The organism is Chryseobacterium camelliae (assembly GCF_030818575.1).
Taxonomy (GTDB): domain Bacteria; phylum Bacteroidota; class Bacteroidia; order Flavobacteriales; family Weeksellaceae; genus Chryseobacterium; species Chryseobacterium camelliae_A.
Genome location: NZ_JAUTAL010000001.1, coordinates 3,570,084 through 3,587,915, shown reverse-complemented (window position 1 = coordinate 3,587,915; position 17,832 = coordinate 3,570,084). Strand labels below are relative to the sequence as shown.

Here is a 17,832-nt window from a genome sequence, read left to right as displayed (position 1 = left end):
GGATTATCTGTATTTACCGAAATCTTCAGGTAAGATATAGTTGCCGGTTAGCGGATCGATGTATACTTCAGATCCGGGAAGCTTTCTTCTTTGCTTTGATGAGCTGACATCAATGACTGCACCAATCAGGCCACCGACCAATCCACCGGTTGCACCACCGATCTGGGCATAGCTTGTATTACTTGCCGGAAATAATTCTTCCTTTTTAGCCTCAATAAAAAGTCCTTTATCATTTCTTAAAATTTCAGCATACCCTACAGGAATGACTTTGTAAGCCACACCCTGGTAAACAAATGCATAGAAATTCCTTATGGGAGTTTTCTCCTCTCCTTTTACTGCTTTGGTAATAATACCTTTATCATTGGTCTGCAAGACCAAACCGGGTTCTGGACTGTGTGTAAAAAAGCTGTAATAGTCTTTGTAGACCCCTTCTTTAAGGCTGTCGGCTTTAAGAATATCAAGCTTATCGCGCAATAGGGAAGCATAATCGGGAAGATCATTTTCCTGGATGCTTAGGTTCCAGGGATTTCTGGTATAAGATGTTTTCAGGAGCTCTGTAAAAATAAGGGTTATTTTCTTGGCCAGGCTCTGTGCCATATATGGCGTGTTGCGGGATGATACCGAGGCTACCGTATCTTTCCTGTACACAAAATGGTATCCGTCGTCTTTCTTAATAAAAGTACTTGCGCGAAGTTCGAGTTTTCCGACAGAATATTTCTCCTTCCTGTCTTCGGATACAGTAAGGTTCTCCAATAAAAAAACCATATCATTACTGCCTTTTCCTGGATTATACTTGTAGAACCAATCTTTGATATCCTGGGAGGCCGTATGTTCAAACATGATTTGTACAGGATCCTCATGATACATCACTGACCCCACCTTCTGGTCCGGCCTCTGATCTATCACGGTAAAGCTTCCGACTGAATTTTTACTGTCTTTCACAGATTTTGAAAGGTCTATAACTTCCGTTTTCTGGGCAGATGCTATCACGGAGAACAGGAGAAGGATACCTATTTTTTTCATATCCCTAATGTAAGCAAAAAAAAGATTTAATCCTTCAGAAATGAATAATTACAAATCAAACGACTCTCACCATACGAATGATGAGAGTCGTCCAACATTAAAAAAATAAACTATTATGGGTTCTGCCTGGGCCCTGTAGCATTGTTCCGTGAAGATTTCCTTTCATTCATTTTATCACGCATCATCCCTTCTGTCTGGAACAGCTTCAGAACTTTCTGGCAGGGAATAATCTGCTGCATTTTATCAGCATATTTTTTACGGTTATCCAGTAACTTCTGTCCTACTTCAAAGCTTTGCTGCAATTTGGCCTTTGCTTCATCATCCGATAATGTTTCAGGATCAAAATTAGGATTGAACTGGCTTTTGATCTGTTTCTGGTTTTCCAGGTATTCATCATACAGCTGGGTAAATTCCGCTTTGTCCTCAGCATCAATATCCAGATTATCGGTTACCATATTATTCCTGAATTTTTTAAGAAGATCTTTTCTTTCCTCAGGAGACAGGTTATTGATGATTTCTTTCCTCTGCTTTGGGTCCATCTTCTTCCAGTCATAATCCGTCCTTTGGGCATTCAGTCCAAAACCGTATATTACAAAAAGCGTGAATAATATTTTTTTCATGTTCCTCTTAATTATACAAATCCAGATAGACATCCTGGGTTGAATTATTAGCCAGCTCACTTATTTCAGCGCTGGAAAATGAATCCAGGTATTCGTTCATCTGAGCTTCTGTCTGTTTGGAAACAGTTTTTACTGTCTGTGGTTTTTTATTGCTTTGATCTGTCACAGCTTGAGCATAGCCGGAATTATTTCCACGATTTTCACTTGTTTGATTATTTTTTTCAACAGAGGTTAAATCAGATTGTAATACTTCATATGCTTGTTCACTTTCTCTGGCAGGCGCAGCTTCTGCTGCATAATTTTTTGTGGTACTGGCTGTATCGTTCACCGGATCATCTCCACCTGAATTCAATACAAATGTAGCACCAAAGACCAAAGCAATTGACGCCGCTGCCGCATAAGCCCAGTTAAGTTTGAAAACAGGGGCTTTCCTGCGTGCTTTTACATCATTCATTACGTTGTCCTGGATATTTTTAAACATATCCTCAGGAACTTTGTAAATATTTTTACGTTCTAATTTTTCTATATCGAACTCTTTCATCTTGGTCATTTCAAAAATTATCTCTCGTAATTTTCTTTTATATATTCCTCTATCTTTTGTTTGGCATAATGATAATTGGTTTTAAGCGTCCCTACGGACATATCCACTATTTTGGATATTTCTTCGTAAGGCAGATCATCATAATACCGCATGGTAAATACCAGTTTCTGCTTTTCCGGCAGGCTTTGTATAGCATTCTGCAATAATATCTGTATCTCCTCTGCGTCACCTTCCACATTATCTGCAACAAGGTTCTGCATATAATAATCCGGATCTTCGTCAGTCTTCTGCATTTTTTTCAGTTTATTGATCTGCTGGAGTGCTTCATTGGTAGCAATCCTATACAGCCAGGTGTACAGCTGGCTATCATTTTTAAACTGATGAAAATTCTGATAAGCTTTTATAAATGTCTCCTGCAAAGTATCCTGAGCAAGGTCTGCGTCCACAATAATCCTTCTTATGTGCCAGTACAATCTACTCTGATAAGCATCCATGAGTGCGCGTACGCCTTTTTCATGCGTCCGTGGGTCCTGCATCATTGAAATAATCTCCGCGTCCTTACTCTTCATAAGATGCTTTCATTGTTTTGGATTACAAAAATAACTGAAAGTTAAATTACTTATTCAATTTTTAATCCAATATCCGATAAATATAAGAATTCTCCCTCTTTCCATAGCTACATCTGCCCCACAACAGCTCAGAAATTTCATGGACCCCGTGTTGACCTGAAACCTACGCATTTGCATTCTGCGTTTTAAAACAATCCGTAAATGCTATGCCTGAGAACTTTACAGAAATAAGAATTAAAGACAGCATATATCTCCCTACTGATAACTGAAGCGAAAACATTATCTTTGTTATATGCAAATTGTAATCATCGGATCCGGAAATGTGGCTTTTCACCTTGCAAAAGCATTCATGCTTAGTCAGATCCCTGTTGCACAGATTTTCGGAAGAAATGAACAGGAATTAAAAAGCATTTCATCAGCATTGAATATCCCTTTTTCAACAGAGCGTCTTGAGAAAGCGGACCTGTACCTCATTTGTGTCAGTGATAATGCCGTAGAAGGTGTTTCGGACATAATAGAAGAAAAAAACTGCCTGGTTGCCCATACTTCCGGTTCTCTCCCTAAAGAAATCCTGAAAGGGCAGTACCGGAAAGCAAGCTTTTATCCCCTGCAAACCTTTTCAAAGGCCAAAGAGCTGAAGTATTCTGAAATCCCGTTTTTTATTGAGGCAGAAAATGCAGAAGACCTGACCATTTTATCGGGCCTGGCTTCCCGTATTTCCGGTCATGTTATGGAAAGCACTTATGAAAAGAGAAAATACATCCACCTGACGGCTGTGTTTGCATGCAATTTTGTAAACCACCTTTTTTCCAGGGCCAAAGAGATTTCAGATTCCCAGGAAATCCCCTTTGATTACTTCCTTCCGCTGATCGATGAAACTGTGCAGAAAATCCACTCGGTAGAGCCGAAAAAGGCACAGACAGGTCCGGCGGTACGGAATGACAGAAGGATCCTGGAACTGCATGAGGAGCTATTGCAGGGCGAAAGCCTGGAAATCTATAAAACAATGAATCATTCTATTCAGAAAATGTATGAGCTATAAAGAGAAATTAAAAGATATCAAGGCCTTTGTATTTGATGTAGACGGTGTGTTTACAGATGGAAGCGTATACCTGCTTCCGGGAGGCAATATGTGCCGGGTAATGAACGTACTGGACGGATACGCCGTCATTAAAGCCCTTAAAAACAATTACCGAATCGGCGTTATTACAGGCGGCAATGACGAAATGGTGAAACACAGGATCGGTTATCTCGGCATTGAAGACTATTACCCTAAATCCCATGATAAGATGGTTGATTTTGAAGACTTCAAGAAAAAATACAAGCTTAAAAACGAGGAGATCCTCACCATGGGAGATGACATCCCGGACCTGCATATCATGAAGCATTCTGCCATCGGTGCCTGTCCGCCGAATGCCGTTGCCGAAATCAAGGAGATCGCAGACTATATATCACCAAAACCCGGAGGTACCGGTGCAGTACGCGATGTGATCGAACAGGTAATGAAGGTCCAGGGAACATGGAAAGATGATCACACCCAATCCGTATAAGCCATGAAATTACTTTTAGCCTCGCAGTCGCCGAGAAGGAAGGAACTGCTTTCAGGATTAGGATTCGATTTTGAGGTGGTGTCCATCAGCTGTGATGAAATTCTCCCGGAGGGAATTGCCATAGATCATGCAGCTGCTTACCTTTCCAAGCTGAAAGCCGGTACATTCAGAAACCTTACCCTTGATGAAGTACTCCTCACTGCAGATACAGTAGTAGCTTTTGACAATACCATACTTGGAAAACCTGCTGATGAAGAGGAAGCCTGGGCTATGATCAGTCAGCTATCGGGCAGAAGTCATACAGTATATACCGGCATCACGGTAAAAACTCCTGAAAAATCCATCACCATGACAGATGCTGCCGAAGTTGAACTGGATACCATTTCTAAAGAAGAAGCGGATTATTACATCCGGAACTACAGGCCTTTTGACAAAGCCGGAAGCTATGGCATACAGGAATGGCTGGGCATGGCCAAGATCAGAAAGATAACGGGAAGCTTTTATACCATTATGGGGCTGCCCACCCATCTCGTTTACAAAATCCTCAAAGAAATATAACCATTTCCCAACATAAATTTTATTATTTTTACAAAATTATCAACCTGCTTATAATAAAAAGCAGATTAGTGAGTTATATTGAATAATGAAAAAGAATATCTTCTTCCTTTTAGCATTTTGCCTAGTCGCTTCCTGTGCCACAAAAACCAAACGGCCGGAACAGCGATCCAAATTCATGAAAGGATTTTCTACATATTACAATACGCTGTTCAATGCGAAAGACGCATTACACAGTGAATTTGAAAGCCGGGATAAGAACCATAAGGATAATTTTTATGCACCTTTTATTCCCATCCTTACGTACGAAGACCAGCCCCTGGGCAGTGACCTGGGACAGTCCGCCGCTTTTGCGGAAAATTCCATGAAGATGGCGGAAGTTAACAACCGGCAGCCCGCCAATAACAGCGGCAGGGGAGCACCGGGAATGCCTCCGCAGATGCCACAGGGAATGCCGGGAGGACCGGGAGCACCCGGGATTACAGCAGGCAATTCCATTTCACAGGATCCTAATCAGCCGGAAAAGAAGGGGGCATCCACACTTCAGATTGCAGAAGCAAAAGCCTTAAAGGCGATCAATAAATATTCGGTCATCAAAAACGGAGAAGAAAAAAACAAACAGATTTTTGATGCTTACATGATCCTGGTACAATCGAGGATTTATCAGAATAAGCCTTTGGAAGCACTGGATGCATTGAATTATGTCTTCACCCATATGAAGGATGACAAGAGGGCTCCGCTAGCCAAAATTTACCAGGGCGTAGCCTATAATGAAATGAAGGATTACCACCGGGCTCAGGAGATCTTTGAGAAGACCCGGGCAGAAGGGGTAGATAAATCACAGGATAAACTGCTGAGTATTTATTATTCTGAATCGCTACTGGATGCAGGCAAAAAACAGGAAGCTGTAAAAGAGCTTGACCGTGCCTTTGACCTGAATACCGACAGGAAGCTGAAAAGCAGGATCGCATTCCTGAGAGGGCAGGTGCTTGAAAATCTCAATCAAAACGATAAGGCGAGGGAAAGCTTCCTTGCCGCATATAAATATGCCAATGATTTTGAATTTGAAGTAAAATCGCAGATCGAAATCGCTAAGACCTTCAATGGGACAGGGGATTACAACGGAGCGAGGGCCTATCTGGAAAACATCAGCAGTAAAGGCACTTATGCTTCCAGGAAAAACGAGTTTTATTACGCATTGGGATTAATGGCGAACAAAGCCGGTAAGAAAGATGAAGCCCAGCAGTTTTTCAGGCAGTCCCTGAAAGAAAAGGTTTCAGACCCTCAGGTACGCGGACTGGCTTATTACGAAATAGGGAAGAGCTACCTGGATAAAAATGATTACATCGGTGCAGGAAGCTATTATGATTCTGCTCTGGCAGTCATGACGTATGAACCTTCCAAGATCCTTCTTCAGGATCAGGCCTTATACATCAAAAAGATCTCTAAAAACTACTACCTGATTAAGAAAAATGACAGTATTCTTGCTTTAGCCAAAATGAGCGAAGCCCAGAAAACCGACTTCTTTTCAAAATACATTGCCAAACTCAAAGCTAAAGAGGAAAAAGAGGAGCTGGAGAAAAGACGTGCAGAAAGAAATAAAGGCTTCGATACAGGAGACTATAGTGCCAATTCGATCTTTGCCAACAGCTCAAATTCTTTCGAGGATTTCGGAGTTGCTGCCAAAGGGTTTTATTTCTCAAATACGGGTACCGTGAACAAGGGTTCTTCCTCATTCAAACAGGTGTGGGGAGACCGGGCACTGGTTGATAACTGGAGGTACTCCAAAAAGATGACGACGATTGAAGACATGAAGAGCGAGGCACTTGGCGTAGCCGCAGCACCTAATCCTAGACGTTATGAACCTGCCTATTATATTGAGCAGATTCCTACAGATGCCGGCAAACTGGATGGGCTGAAAAAGGACCGTGACACCGCTTCGCTCGGACTGGGAATTATGTACCAGAATTACTTCACGAATACCCCGCTGGCCACCAAAACACTCTATGACCTTGTAGAGGTAAAGCCCGAAGAAAAAGTAATGCTGCAGGCTCTGTATGAAATCTTTGCCATGAATTATTTAAAGAACCCACAGGCAGCAGAAAGGGCAAAACAGATCCTCCTGAAGGATTATCCGTATACTTCTTATGCAGAGTTCGCAAGAAATCCCAAGAACAGTACATTTGTAAAATCATCTCCGGAAGTTGAGAATGAATATAAAAGAGCCTATTCATTATTTGAATCCGAAAAATTTGCAGAAAGCAGGGATATCCTGGACCAGACGATTCAGAAATACCCTAAAGATGCGATGGTTCCGAAGCTATATCTGCTGAATGCTTTCAATGCCGGAAAATCAAGCGGCAAGGAGGTAATGATCCTTCAGCTGGAACAGATTGCCCTGAACTATTCCAAAACCCCGGAAGGTGTCAAGGCAAAAGAAATGCTCAACTACCTGAAAAGTGATCTCAGCTTTCAGCCTACGGATAACAGGGGGAATCCGATGCCGCAGAACCAGCAGGCAAACAGGATCCCGGGCCAGCCGGGAACCGCCCAGAATGTGAATGCCGTTTTAAACGGTCCTCCGGTGCAGCAGAATAACAATACGAACCAGCAAAAAAAACCCGGCCTCAATAACAACAGTCCACAGCAGATGCGAATGCAGAATTCCGGCAACGTGCCTGCAAAACCTCAATAATAAAAAAGGCGAAGATGATCATCTTCGCCTTTTTTATTCACTATTTTTTAGGTCAAACCGGATCGGACGGTTTCTTTTTCTTGACGCCATGAAAATCTTTCAGGTAGAAAGGTTCAAAATAGGCGATATCTTCAAATTCACTTTTTCCGGTTTTCTCCAGTGTTTTGCGGATCAGGTACTGCGCGGAAGGGTAGATGGTATCGTTGAACACGGCATCCGGAAGCTGCAGCACGTCTTTGGCTTTTTTGGCTCCATCGCCTACGAAGACTACTTTTTTATCCTTTAATTCAATAAAAGAATTTTCATCGAGTACCTTTGCTTCGGTAGGGAAAACCTCATGTCCTGTTGTACCATCATAAACAGCCGTATATACTTCCATCCTCCTCGCATCGATCAACGGCACTATAAAGTCATAGTTTTGACCTAAAAAAGGCTCTATCATGCTTTCCATTGAATTCACAGCAACCAACGGAACCTTGAGACCATAGCAGAAGCCTTTGGCCGAAGAAGATCCGATCCTAAGGCCGGTATAGGAACCCGGACCTTTTCCCAGAGATACTGCTTCAATTTCTTTCAATGATATTCCGGCTCCTTCCAGCGCCCATTCGACAAAAGTGTGAAGGCTCTCCGACTGTTTGTAGTTTTCTGAAACTTCTTCACACAGGCACAGCAGCTTCTCATCATCAGATACAGCTACCGAACAGTTCCTGGAAGAGGTTTCAAGGTATAATATTTTCATTTTAAATGTAACCGTTTTACAATAGGCAAATGTAAGCCATTATTCTGAGACTATTTTCTGTAGATCGTTCTGGGCTCTGCCTGGGCAGAAGGGTAAATGGTCATATCAGAAATGCAGACATGTTTCGGCGCATTCACACAGTAGGCAATGGAATCAGCTATATCTTCAGCTTTGAGGGCTTCGTAGCCTGCATACACGGTGGCTGCACGTTCCTGGTCTCCCTTGAACCTTACCAGCGAAAAATCGGTTTCCACAGCTCCAGGCTGGATATTAGTCACCCTGATTCCGAATTCGGTCAATTCAAGTCTCATTCCATCTGAAATAACGTCTACGGCCTTTTTCGTAGCACAGTAAACGACACCATTGGCGTACGTCTGCCTTGCCGCTACTGAACTGATGTTGACGATATGCCCGGAATTCCTTTCCTTCATCCCCGGTATTACCATTTTTGAGACGTACAGAAGCCCTTTCACGTTACCGTCGATCATAGAATCCCAGTCCTCCGTTTTTCCGGCCGATAGCGGATCAAGCCCATGCGCATTGCCGGCATTGTTGATCAGTACATCAATCGTCCTCCATTCTTCAGGTAGTGTTCCGAATGCCTGTTCAACTTCTTCAAGGTTCCTCACATCAAACCTGAGTGTAAAAAAAAAGACTTCCGTAAAGGCAGATAGGCGTTTTTGTTCCTCTTCTAGTACAGCAGACCTTCTCCCGCAGATGATGATTCTGTTTCCCTGTGAGGCAAGAAGCTCTGCCGTTGCTTTCCCGATTCCGGAAGTGGCTCCGGTCACTAATATCGTTTTCATAAGTTCTATATTTAAATTGAACGTAACATTTTTATTTATATATCCTTAATGGTTACATTGTTATATTGGTACATTATTAAATTGCTATACCTGCTAATTCGCATCAAATGCATCAAAAGCATGGATGATATGCTCAACTACTAAATTTTTCTGCTCGTCAGGAAGCACGGTAATAATATCAAACCTGACTTCCTGATCCCTGTTGTATTCTTCAAGATAATGGTCGGCAGCAGAAACGATCAGTTTGATTTTTGATTTTTTAACCGCCTCCTGAGGAAGCATGAAGGCATCTGTGGAACGTGCTTTTACCTCAACGATAATAATTAAATCATCTTTTTCAGCAATAATATCGATTTCCGCTTTCTGGAACCGGAAGTTCCTTGACAGGATCCTGTAACCGTTCCTGAGAAGATGCTCAACCGCCAGATTTTCTGCTTTTTTACCGAAATCATTATGTGTTGCCATCGATTTTTGAGTTTTAGGGTAGGAGGTTTCCTGAGTTTGAGAGTTTATTTTAAGCTGTTAATTTTATGATCAGTATTCTCTTGAAAAGTACAGGATGGTAGTCCTCATTCTTCTTTTACTTCCGGAACTGCCATGCCCACCAGATCAGGACGATCTGTAAAGGCAGTCTCAGAACGGTCAGCCAAAAGTATTTGTGCTGGATCAGGTAGAACTTTCTTGCCATCTCAATATTGGCAGGAAACACCGCTATGAACAAAGCTATACAAAGATAGGCACCAAACTTCTGGGTCGCCGGGAACAGGAGAAGGATTCCACATACCATTTCCGCTATCCCGCTGATGTATACCATAGGCAGGTGAAACGGAATATAACCGGGCATGATTTTCAGGTAGGTTTGCGGCTTAACAAAATGCATGATTCCGGCTGCTACCAGTAAAAATGCCAATATGTACTTTGAATACAGCATGATTAATTCTTAAAGTGTAATGAAACGGTTTCTCCCACTTTCAATGATGCCTGCCCGCCTATAATCAATGGCCTGTTGTCACGGATATGCCCATTCGGAAAACCGAATGCAACGGGAAATCCATATCTCGAAACCTTTTCAGAAATGATCCGGTAAGCCATTCCGTCAAAGCTTTCCTGATATTGCGGATTATCTTTTTCATCACCCATATTGGTCATGCCTCCTATGATCAGTCCTTTGATCTTTTTAAAAACGCCGGCAAGCTCAAGGCTCATGATCATACGGTCCAGTGCATAGAAGTTTTCTCCGATATCTTCGATAAAAAGAATGTTATTTTTGAAATCAAAAGAATATTTCGTTCCCAAAAGAGCATATACCAAGGCAAGGTTTCCTCCGATCAGCTTTCCCTCTTCTTCTCCATATCGGTTCAAGGAATGGGGAAGAAGAGTATATTCCGGAAGGTTCCCGGCAAGGATACCGAATATCCCATCATAGCTTTCTTCCGTTACCCCAAAGCTGGATGTTTTCACCGTCTGCCCGTGGACAGAGGCATAGCCCTTCTTCATCAGATAGCTTTGGATCACGGTATTATCCGAATATCCGATGTACCATTTCGGATGGTTTTTGAATGACTTGATCTTTATCTTCCGGAGCAGGTGCTGACATCCGTATCCGCCTCTGGAAGCCCAGACTGCTTTAATATCTGGATCATTGAGGGCATTGTTGAGGTCTTTCAACCGTTCTTTTTCGGTTCCGGCATAGGAATACCCATTTGAGAATTGGCTGTAAAGATGTGTTCCCAATACAGGTTCAAAACCTCTGTTACGGATCATCTGCAATCCCTGTTCCAGCTGCGCAGGATTTACAGAACCGGCAGGGGAGATAATGGCAATGGCATCACCGTTTTTTAACGGTTCCGGAAGTATTATTTTGCTCATGGTGTTTTTGATATTTTACTTCTTTCTTTTCAGCCTCTTCCAGCCTTTTATCAAACTGGTTGAATTTTTTAAAGCTCTGTAAAAAGATAAAGAAGCTGAATACTATTAAAATTCCGCCTACAATTCTCCTGATCTGGTTGGCCAGTTTCTGGGTCAGCTTATCGTGGAACTGTTTGGCAAGAAATATTTTAGCAAGGTCTATGCCCAGATAGGTCGCAATGACAATGCCGATATATAAAATAAAATTGCCGGTATCCGGATACTGATTTCGTACCGAAATCACCGTTACCAGCCAAAAAAGAATGACTCCTACGTTCAAAAGGTTGAAGAAAAATCCGTTGGCAAACGTCTTGACGTAATTCTGACTGATAAATTTCTCCTCACCGTGCATGTGCATCTTGGTTTTGGTGACCATCATTACGATTCCGTAAGCAAAGATGAGGATGGAAGTAATGCGGTAAAACCCGGGATGCTTGTCAATCAGCGTTACAATGTCTGCACTTGCATAATAAGCAGCGACAATACATAACAGGTCTGCTGAAATCACTCCGATATCAAGAGCTAAAGCATGTTTTGGACCTCGGGAAAAACTGGTTTCAATCAACAGGAAAAAAATGGGTCCTATGAAAACCAGGCTCAGCATAAATCCCAGTATGATGGCAGAAATTATTAATTCAAACATTTATAATTTGTTTCAAAGCCAAATTTAAAGATTATATTTTTATTTGAATTAAATCTGCCTTTTGAGTTTGAATTAAAAGAAAAGAAAAAAGACCACAAACTGTGATCTTTAAACTATTGCTATTGGATTAAGCCTTCTAGAGCTTACATATTCTTAGTCAGAACAAATTATCCTGATAGGGATTTTGATTTCCAGCTTTTATTGTAATTAATCAACAATCTTGAAATCCAGCTGTTTCTGTATCAGGTTAGCTTTAACCACCTTGATCTGAACCTGATCTCCCAACTGGTATCTTTTTTCTTCCGTGCCTGTTTCCGTACACCGCATGGGTTTTGGCATCATACGTATAGGAATCATCCACAAGATCTCTTAGCTTGATCAGTCCTTCGGCACCGTTCTCAGGGATTTCAACCCAGAATCCGAATTCCGCCACACCGGAAATTACGCCGGTAAATGTTTCACCCAGATGTTTTTCCATGAACTTGACCTGCATAAACTTGATGGAATCCCTTTCCGCATCGGCAGCTAATCTTTCCATGGCACTGCAGTGTTTCGCTTGTTCCTCCAGAGCATTCTTATCCGGGGATTTGCCGCCGTTAAGGTAATGCTGGAGCAACCTGTGGGCAATCAGGTCGGGATAACGACGGATCGGAGAGGTAAAATGACTATAATAATCAAATCCCAATCCGTAATGTCCGATCGGTTCCGTAGAATAAACCGCTTTGCTCATGCTGCGCATGGCCAGGGTTTCAATCATGTTTTCTTCTCCTTTACCTTTTACATCATGCAATAACTGGTTCAGTGATTCCGCTACTTTTTTCGTATTCGCGAGGTCCATTTTATATCCGAAAGTAGATACAAAATCTCTCAGGGCTTCCAGCTTTGCCGGATCCGGATCCGCGTGAACCCTGTAGATAAAGGTATTCTGTGAGATATCTCCTTTTTTGTTCAATGATATAAATTCGGATACTTTTTTATTGGCCAACAGCATGAATTCTTCGATGAGGTGGTTTGAATCTTTGCTGATCTTGAAGTATACACCTACCGGTTCATTGTTTTCATCCAGATTAAATCGCACTTCGCTACGGTCGAAGGTAATGGCCCCTTGGCGGATCCTTTCTGCACGCATGATTTTAGCCAACCTGTCCAGTACATTGATTTCTTCCTGAAGATCTCCCTGCTGGGTTTCAATTCTTTCCTGGGCTTCTTCATAGGTAAACCTGCGGTCTGAGTGGATCACTGTCCTCCCAAACCACTGTTTGTGGATCTTGGCATCGTCATCCAGCTGGAAAACTGCGGAAAAGGTAAATTTATCTTCATTCGGACGTAGTGAACAAACATCATTACTCAGCACTTCCGGAAGCATGGGTACCACACGGTCTACCAGATATACTGAGGTTGCCCGCTGATATGCTTCGTCATCCAGTTGGGTTCCCGGAATTACATAATGTGATACATCTGCAATATGAACTCCGATTTCCCAGTTTCCGTTGTCCAGTTTCCTGATGGATAATGCATCATCAAAATCTTTGGCATCTTTAGGGTCAATGGTGAAGGTACATACATCACGCATATCCCAGCGTTTGGCTACTTCTTCATCACTGATGCTGCGGTCAATTTTATCTGCGTCCCGTTCCACTTCCTCAGGAAATGTGTAGGGTAATCCGTATTCAGCAAGGATGGAATGGATCTCAGTTTCATGTTCCCCCGGTGCTCCCAAAACCTGGATGATCTCTCCTTCAGGATTTTTATCTCCCGGCCTCCATTCCGTCATTTTTACGATCACCTTATCTCCATTTTCCGCTCCTCCGAATTTACCTTTCGGAATGAATATATCAGTATTGATCGTTTTCTTGTCACAGACCACAAATCCGAAGTCCTTGTGAGGAACAACCTGCAAGGTCCCTACGAATTCCGTTCTGGTTCTTTCCAGAACTTCCAGGACGGAGCCTTCCAGCTTTTTGCCTTTATAAGTATAAGTAACAATTAAAACTTTATCACCTTGTAGCGCATCTTTTACATTTTTGGAATGGATAAAAATATCATCTTCGATACCTTCTACGCTCACATAGGCATTACCCGACTGGTTAAAATCGATGGTTCCTGTCAGGGTTCCTTTAATGTTAAGGTTAACGATGTATTTTCCTTTTTCAGATTCTTTGATCCTGTCTGAGGCCTGCAATTTATGCAGCGCCTGGATTACAAGTTCTCTCTGCCTGGGATTCTTATAATCGATTCCGTCTGCAATCTGTTTGTAATTATAAACTTTTGTTGAGTTTTCGTTCATATAACGGAGAATCAGCTTTCCGATCTCCCGGAGTTTATGGTCATTTTTCTGACTTATATATTTTCTTTTTTTTGGCATTTTAAATTCTTTTTATAAATCGGATGGCTCCGATGATTAATATGATCCGGATGATTACATAATATCATAATTCTTTTCCAGATCCTGTTTTTTACATTCTACTGCATTGGATTTTTTTATTCACCATAATCCGGAATAAAAATACACAAAGGTTTTATTTCAAATGTAATATTTGTTTTACAACATCAATTTTCTTTCCAACTGCCGGATAACAGAAGCCTTTAGTTGATATAAATATACTATAAAATTGGAGAAGGGAAATAGAAAACCGTTAACAAAAATGCTGATCGGCATCATGCAGGTTATATGGAATTGACAGACTGGTACATTCTGTCAGACGCCGCAAATATACGAATAAAAAATAAATAAGGCTTGCAAATTGATTTACAAGCCTTTATAATTTAACAGAATGCAATTTTATCTACTCTGGTCTGGTGTCTTCCGCCTTCGAAATCGGTAGACAGAAATTTGTCTGCAATTTCTATGGCCAGCTCCTTGGATATGAACCTCGCCGGGATGGATATCATATTCGCATCGTTGTGCTGTCTTGCCAGTGCTGCGATCTCCGGCATCCAGCATAATGCACACCTGATCTTTTGATGCTTGTTCGCTGTAATCTGTACTCCGTTTCCGCTTCCGCAGATCAGGATGCCCAGCTCGTTTTCTCCATTTTCTACAGAGGTCGCTGCGGGGTGTACAAAGTCCGGATAATCCACACTGTCTGTGGAAAACGTTCCAAAATCCTGAACCTCAAAGTTTTCTGAAAGAAAGTTCTTAACAATTTCTTTGTACTCAAAACCAGCGTGGTCAGCCGCAATAGCGATTTTTCTTTTCATAACAATTTTATTAAGTCTCTTTTTGATCTATTTCTCTGCAAAGGTAAGAATATTCACAAAGTTTGTTAGCCGTTCGGGGATTAATTGTTTAAAGCTTTGTTAGTAAGTGTGGATAAGTCCCGTAAAATAAATGTTTCGTAACATTGAAAAAATTTGTAATAGAAATCCTTTTTATATTTTTCATGAAAATGTTCGCAGAACTTTCCTTCAGAAATTCTCCGGCTTTTCCAGAAATCAGTTATTCATAAAGGAAATTGGGGAAAAGTTATCCATATTTGTTAATAAGTACCTGAAAAAACTGATTTCCAAAAAATTATAATGTAAATAAAATGTGAATTGTACCTCCAAACAAATGTTATGAAGTATTTCCTGAAAACTTATCCCCTAAATTCACAACACTCAACAACAGTAACATTATTTTTTTTTATAGAAAAAGAAATTGTTGGTTAGTGAGTGTTGGGTGTGCGGATTAATTTTTCTGAAAACTTTTATTTGTTCCGATTCGTTCCCAGATTTTAAAATCTTACATTTGTGAAAGAGAAAATTCTACGATATTTTATGAAAACAATCAAAGATTTTAATTTTAAAGATAAGAAGGCCCTTGTTCGGGTTGACTTCAATGTTCCGCAGGATGAGCAGCTGAAAGTAACAGACAATACCAGGATTGTCGCTGTGAAGCCAACCGTTGACAAAATTCTGGCAGATGGGGGTGCTGTAATCCTTATGGCTCACCTGGGTAGACCCAAAGGTGAAGTAAAAGATGAGTTCTCTTTGCGTCATATTGTGGACGAAGTGTCCAGCGTTTTGGGAAAGGAAGTCAAATTTGTTGATGAGTGCGTAGGGGAGAAGGCTGAACAGGAAGCTCAGGCGCTTCAGCCCGGCGAAATCTTATTGCTGGAAAATCTGCGCTTTCATAAAGAAGAGGAGAAAGGGGATGAAGGTTTTGCCGAGCAGCTTTCAAAACTTGGAGATGCTTATGTAAACGACGCATTCGGGACCGCGCACCGTGCGCACGCTTCCACTGCAGTTATTGCTAGGTTTTTTCCATCAACTAAGTTTTTCGGTTTATTGATGGCTAAAGAGCTTCAGGCTATCGACAAGGTATTAAAAAGCGGGGAGAGACCGGTAACAGCTATTTTGGGTGGATCTAAGGTGTCAACTAAAATTACCGTTATTGAAAATATACTTCCGGCTGTTGATAATCTGATTATTGGTGGAGGGATGTCCTTTACCTTTATTAAGGCTTTAGGCGGAAAAATCGGAAATTCGCTCGTTGAGGATGATAAGCTTTCTCTAGCCATAGAAATCCTTGGGAAAGCAAAAGAGCATAATGTAAAAGTTTATTTGCCTTCAGATACGATCGTTGCTGAGAGCTTTAGCAATGATGCAGAAAGAAAAGAAGTTGATATTTATGCTATTCCTGACGGATGGATGGGAATGGATGCAGGAAATAAATCCAGGGATCAGTTCAATGATGTATTGCTGAACTCCAGAACCATCCTTTGGAACGGGCCGATTGGTGTATTTGAGATGCCTAATTTTGCTGAAGGAACCATTGCTTTAGGAAACAGCATTGCAGAGGCAACCAAGCTGGGTGCTTTTTCCCTGGTAGGAGGAGGCGACAGCGTTGCGTTTGTAAAACAATTCGGTTATGCAGATAAAATGAGTTATGTGTCTACCGGTGGCGGTGCGATGCTTGAAAGCCTTGAAGGACTTGAACTTCCAGGAGTAGCTGCTATCAATAAGTAAAAAATATTTTTTATAAAAGAAGAGGTCCTCTGAATTTTCAGAGGACCTTTTTTGTTTTATGACTGTTTATACTTTCATGCTAATTTGTCAATGGCTAACCAGATCAAAATTTAAAGCGTATCAAGAATACTCAAAGAAATTAAGTTTTTTAATTTTTATATATTCAATTAAATCAAATGACAGATTTCTATCTTCTTATAATTTAAAAAAATTCAAATCATCAGGGTAGGGTAGCCATCAAATTTTTTTGCTCTTTGATTAATAAGGAACAATTATTTTACTTCTGATTACTCTGAAAAAACAAAAATTTATAGAAGAATACGAAAAATTGGCTTTCAGAAATAGCCCAAAAATCGATTTTCTATCTTTTTTCGATAATGTATATCAAACTTGAAAATTCGTTCGAAAAAAGGGCTTTTACGTTAGAAATCGTTCCGTGAACTACAGCTTTTACCCAAAAAAACGGTGATTTACGGTATTTTTCGCTGAGCATGGAGATGTAATAGGAATCAAGCACCAATGGTTTTATTTTTCGCAGTTTCCATCCTGATTTCTTTCTGATTAAATTTTCCATTCCGTTTTTAGAGAAATGAAAGATATGTCTGGGTACATCATACGCTGCCCAATACGGCCCGTAATGTTTTGCATCATAAGACGTAGGATTAGGAACTGCTATGATGAGCAGTCCTTTGTCCTTTAATTTTTCATGAAACAAGTGGAGCATTTCATCCTGGTTTTCTATATGCTCAAAAACATGCCACAAAGTGATAGCATCTAAAGTTCCATCTTCAATATTTCTTATATCATTAACCAGCGATGCTTTTTTTAGTTTTGCTGCAGCTGCTGTACGGGCATCCGGATCCGGTTCAAATCCTAAGGTTTCAAAATCATTTTCGATAAATTTCACAAATTGTCCGGCACCACATCCGTAGTCTAATACCTTTCCACCTTTGGAAATCCTGTCCAGTAGAATTGTCTTTTTGTATTGCAGATTAAACGACTGAAGGAATTTATACAGTTTTTCCTTCAGGCTCCCTGAATCCTGATGATGGGAAATGTAATCCTCACTTTCATAATATCTTGACAGATCAGATGGAATAGGGGAGGTTTTAAAAACTCCCGGAGTTTCCGTTTCTTTAATATCAAAAATTTCCTGCGAGAGAAAATGATCTTTTATTTTCATTGAATAAGCATAAATCGTTATTAAAAGCTATGAATTGTGGATAAGTTGAG

The 17,832-nt window shown here is 41.0% G+C and carries 17 protein-coding genes and 1 pseudogene; 5 read left to right on the top strand and 13 right to left on the bottom strand.

Annotation, left to right across the window (positions count from 1 at the left end; genetic code table 11):
- Positions 1-3 precede the first annotated feature (3 nt).
- The 4 genes from QE404_RS16495 to QE404_RS16480 all read right to left on the bottom strand — a co-directional run bounded on the left by QE404_RS16495 (position 4) and on the right by QE404_RS16480 (position 2,753).
- Positions 4-1,023: a hypothetical protein gene (locus tag QE404_RS16495; protein WP_307452333.1), complete on the bottom strand. Its 1,020-nt coding sequence runs from the start codon at positions 1,021-1,023 to the stop codon at positions 4-6.
- Between the two features lie 113 nt (positions 1,024-1,136).
- On the bottom strand, positions 1,137-1,643 hold the full coding sequence (locus tag QE404_RS16490; protein ID WP_307452332.1) for a hypothetical protein: 507 nt from the start codon (positions 1,641-1,643) through the stop codon (positions 1,137-1,139).
- A 7-nt stretch (positions 1,644-1,650) separates the two neighbouring features.
- Positions 1,651-2,184 (bottom strand): hypothetical protein, encoded by a 534-nt coding sequence (locus QE404_RS16485; RefSeq protein ID WP_307452330.1) that lies wholly within the window; start codon positions 2,182-2,184, stop codon positions 1,651-1,653.
- Positions 2,185-2,201: 17 nt separating this feature from the next.
- Positions 2,202-2,753 (bottom strand): RNA polymerase sigma factor, encoded by a 552-nt coding sequence (locus QE404_RS16480; protein WP_307452327.1) that lies wholly within the window; start codon positions 2,751-2,753, stop codon positions 2,202-2,204.
- A 292-nt stretch (positions 2,754-3,045) separates the two neighbouring features.
- Between QE404_RS16480 and QE404_RS16475 the strand changes: the two genes are divergently transcribed.
- From QE404_RS16475 to porW, 4 genes are all read left to right on the top strand, one after another.
- Complete coding sequence (locus QE404_RS16475) at positions 3,046-3,795, top strand: Rossmann-like and DUF2520 domain-containing protein (RefSeq protein ID WP_307452326.1); 750 nt, start codon at positions 3,046-3,048, stop codon at positions 3,793-3,795.
- Complete coding sequence (locus QE404_RS16470) at positions 3,785-4,303, top strand: KdsC family phosphatase (RefSeq protein WP_307452324.1); 519 nt, start codon at positions 3,785-3,787, stop codon at positions 4,301-4,303. Before QE404_RS16475 ends, QE404_RS16470 begins: the two co-directional genes overlap by 11 nt.
- Before the next feature lie 3 nt (positions 4,304-4,306).
- Complete coding sequence (locus QE404_RS16465) at positions 4,307-4,861, top strand: Maf family protein (RefSeq protein WP_307452322.1); 555 nt, start codon at positions 4,307-4,309, stop codon at positions 4,859-4,861.
- Positions 4,862-4,946: 85 nt separating this feature from the next.
- On the top strand, positions 4,947-7,553 hold the full coding sequence (gene porW, locus QE404_RS16460; RefSeq protein WP_307452320.1) for a type IX secretion system periplasmic lipoprotein PorW/SprE: 2,607 nt from the start codon (positions 4,947-4,949) through the stop codon (positions 7,551-7,553).
- Positions 7,554-7,605: 52 nt separating this feature from the next.
- On the opposite strand, the gene tsaB is transcribed toward porW, so the two are convergent.
- From tsaB to rpiB, 8 genes and pseudogenes are all read right to left on the bottom strand, one after another.
- Positions 7,606-8,292 (bottom strand): tRNA (adenosine(37)-N6)-threonylcarbamoyltransferase complex dimerization subunit type 1 TsaB, encoded by a 687-nt coding sequence (gene tsaB, locus QE404_RS16455; protein WP_307452319.1) that lies wholly within the window; start codon positions 8,290-8,292, stop codon positions 7,606-7,608.
- A 50-nt stretch (positions 8,293-8,342) separates the two neighbouring features.
- Positions 8,343-9,098: an SDR family NAD(P)-dependent oxidoreductase gene (locus QE404_RS16450; RefSeq protein WP_307454005.1), complete on the bottom strand. Its 756-nt coding sequence runs from the start codon at positions 9,096-9,098 to the stop codon at positions 8,343-8,345.
- A 93-nt stretch (positions 9,099-9,191) separates the two neighbouring features.
- The gene (locus QE404_RS16445) at positions 9,192-9,563 is read right to left on the bottom strand and encodes a YraN family protein (protein ID WP_307452315.1); all 372 of its coding nucleotides are present in this window, start codon (positions 9,561-9,563) and stop codon (positions 9,192-9,194) included.
- Positions 9,564-9,678: 115 nt separating this feature from the next.
- On the bottom strand, positions 9,679-10,029 hold the full coding sequence (locus QE404_RS16440) for a DoxX family protein (protein ID WP_307452313.1): 351 nt from the start codon (positions 10,027-10,029) through the stop codon (positions 9,679-9,681).
- 2 nt (positions 10,030-10,031) lie between these two features.
- Complete coding sequence (locus tag QE404_RS16435) at positions 10,032-10,967, bottom strand: S66 peptidase family protein (RefSeq protein WP_307452312.1); 936 nt, start codon at positions 10,965-10,967, stop codon at positions 10,032-10,034.
- Positions 10,927-11,649 carry a LysE family translocator gene (locus QE404_RS16430; protein WP_307452310.1) on the bottom strand — a complete coding sequence of 241 codons (723 nt, stop codon included), beginning with the start codon at positions 11,647-11,649 and terminating at the stop codon, positions 10,927-10,929. Before QE404_RS16430 ends, QE404_RS16435 begins: the two co-directional genes overlap by 41 nt.
- 207 nt (positions 11,650-11,856) lie before the next feature.
- Positions 11,857-14,014: pseudogene (gene rnr, locus QE404_RS16425) on the bottom strand (ribonuclease R).
- A gap of 401 nt (positions 14,015-14,415) precedes the next feature.
- Positions 14,416-14,850 (bottom strand): ribose 5-phosphate isomerase B, encoded by a 435-nt coding sequence (gene rpiB, locus QE404_RS16420; protein ID WP_307452308.1) that lies wholly within the window; start codon positions 14,848-14,850, stop codon positions 14,416-14,418.
- A 558-nt stretch (positions 14,851-15,408) separates the two neighbouring features.
- Between rpiB and QE404_RS16415 the strand changes: the two genes are divergently transcribed.
- Positions 15,409-16,599, top strand: coding sequence for a phosphoglycerate kinase (locus tag QE404_RS16415; protein WP_307452306.1), 1,191 nt, complete (start codon positions 15,409-15,411; stop codon positions 16,597-16,599).
- 361 nt (positions 16,600-16,960) lie between these two features.
- Here the strand turns inward: QE404_RS16415 and QE404_RS16410 are convergent, their stop codons facing one another.
- Positions 16,961-17,782: a class I SAM-dependent methyltransferase gene (locus QE404_RS16410; RefSeq protein ID WP_307452305.1), complete on the bottom strand. Its 822-nt coding sequence runs from the start codon at positions 17,780-17,782 to the stop codon at positions 16,961-16,963.
- Between the last annotated feature and the right edge of the window lie 50 nt (positions 17,783-17,832).

Bases quoted from the DNA above. Each gene is read 5' to 3' on its own strand.
- QE404_RS16445 (WP_307452315.1), bottom strand. From the start codon at position 9,563: ATGGCAACACATAATGATTTCGGTAAAAAAGCAGAAAATCTGGCGGTT.
- QE404_RS16440 (WP_307452313.1), bottom strand. From the start codon at position 10,029: ATGCTGTATTCAAAGTACATATTGGCATTTTTACTGGTAGCAGCCGGA.
- QE404_RS16475 (WP_307452326.1), top strand. From the start codon at position 3,046: ATGCAAATTGTAATCATCGGATCCGGAAATGTGGCTTTTCACCTTGCA.
- QE404_RS16435 (WP_307452312.1), bottom strand. From the start codon at position 10,967: ATGAGCAAAATAATACTTCCGGAACCGTTAAAAAACGGTGATGCCATT.
- rpiB (WP_307452308.1), bottom strand. From the start codon at position 14,850: ATGAAAAGAAAAATCGCTATTGCGGCTGACCACGCTGGTTTTGAGTAC.
- QE404_RS16450 (WP_307454005.1), bottom strand. From the start codon at position 9,098: ATGAAAACGATATTAGTGACCGGAGCCACTTCCGGAATCGGGAAAGCA.
- QE404_RS16430 (WP_307452310.1), bottom strand. From the start codon at position 11,649: ATGTTTGAATTAATAATTTCTGCCATCATACTGGGATTTATGCTGAGC.
- QE404_RS16410 (WP_307452305.1), bottom strand. From the start codon at position 17,782: ATGAAAATAAAAGATCATTTTCTCTCGCAGGAAATTTTTGATATTAAA.
- QE404_RS16490 (WP_307452332.1), bottom strand. From the start codon at position 1,643: ATGAAAAAAATATTATTCACGCTTTTTGTAATATACGGTTTTGGACTG.
- QE404_RS16465 (WP_307452322.1), top strand. From the start codon at position 4,307: ATGAAATTACTTTTAGCCTCGCAGTCGCCGAGAAGGAAGGAACTGCTT.
- QE404_RS16485 (WP_307452330.1), bottom strand. From the start codon at position 2,184: ATGAAAGAGTTCGATATAGAAAAATTAGAACGTAAAAATATTTACAAA.
- QE404_RS16495 (WP_307452333.1), bottom strand. From the start codon at position 1,023: ATGAAAAAAATAGGTATCCTTCTCCTGTTCTCCGTGATAGCATCTGCC.
- QE404_RS16415 (WP_307452306.1), top strand. From the start codon at position 15,409: ATGAAAACAATCAAAGATTTTAATTTTAAAGATAAGAAGGCCCTTGTT.
- QE404_RS16480 (WP_307452327.1), bottom strand. From the start codon at position 2,753: ATGAAGAGTAAGGACGCGGAGATTATTTCAATGATGCAGGACCCACGG.
- QE404_RS16470 (WP_307452324.1), top strand. From the start codon at position 3,785: ATGAGCTATAAAGAGAAATTAAAAGATATCAAGGCCTTTGTATTTGAT.
- tsaB (WP_307452319.1), bottom strand. From the start codon at position 8,292: ATGAAAATATTATACCTTGAAACCTCTTCCAGGAACTGTTCGGTAGCT.
- porW (WP_307452320.1), top strand. From the start codon at position 4,947: ATGAAAAAGAATATCTTCTTCCTTTTAGCATTTTGCCTAGTCGCTTCC.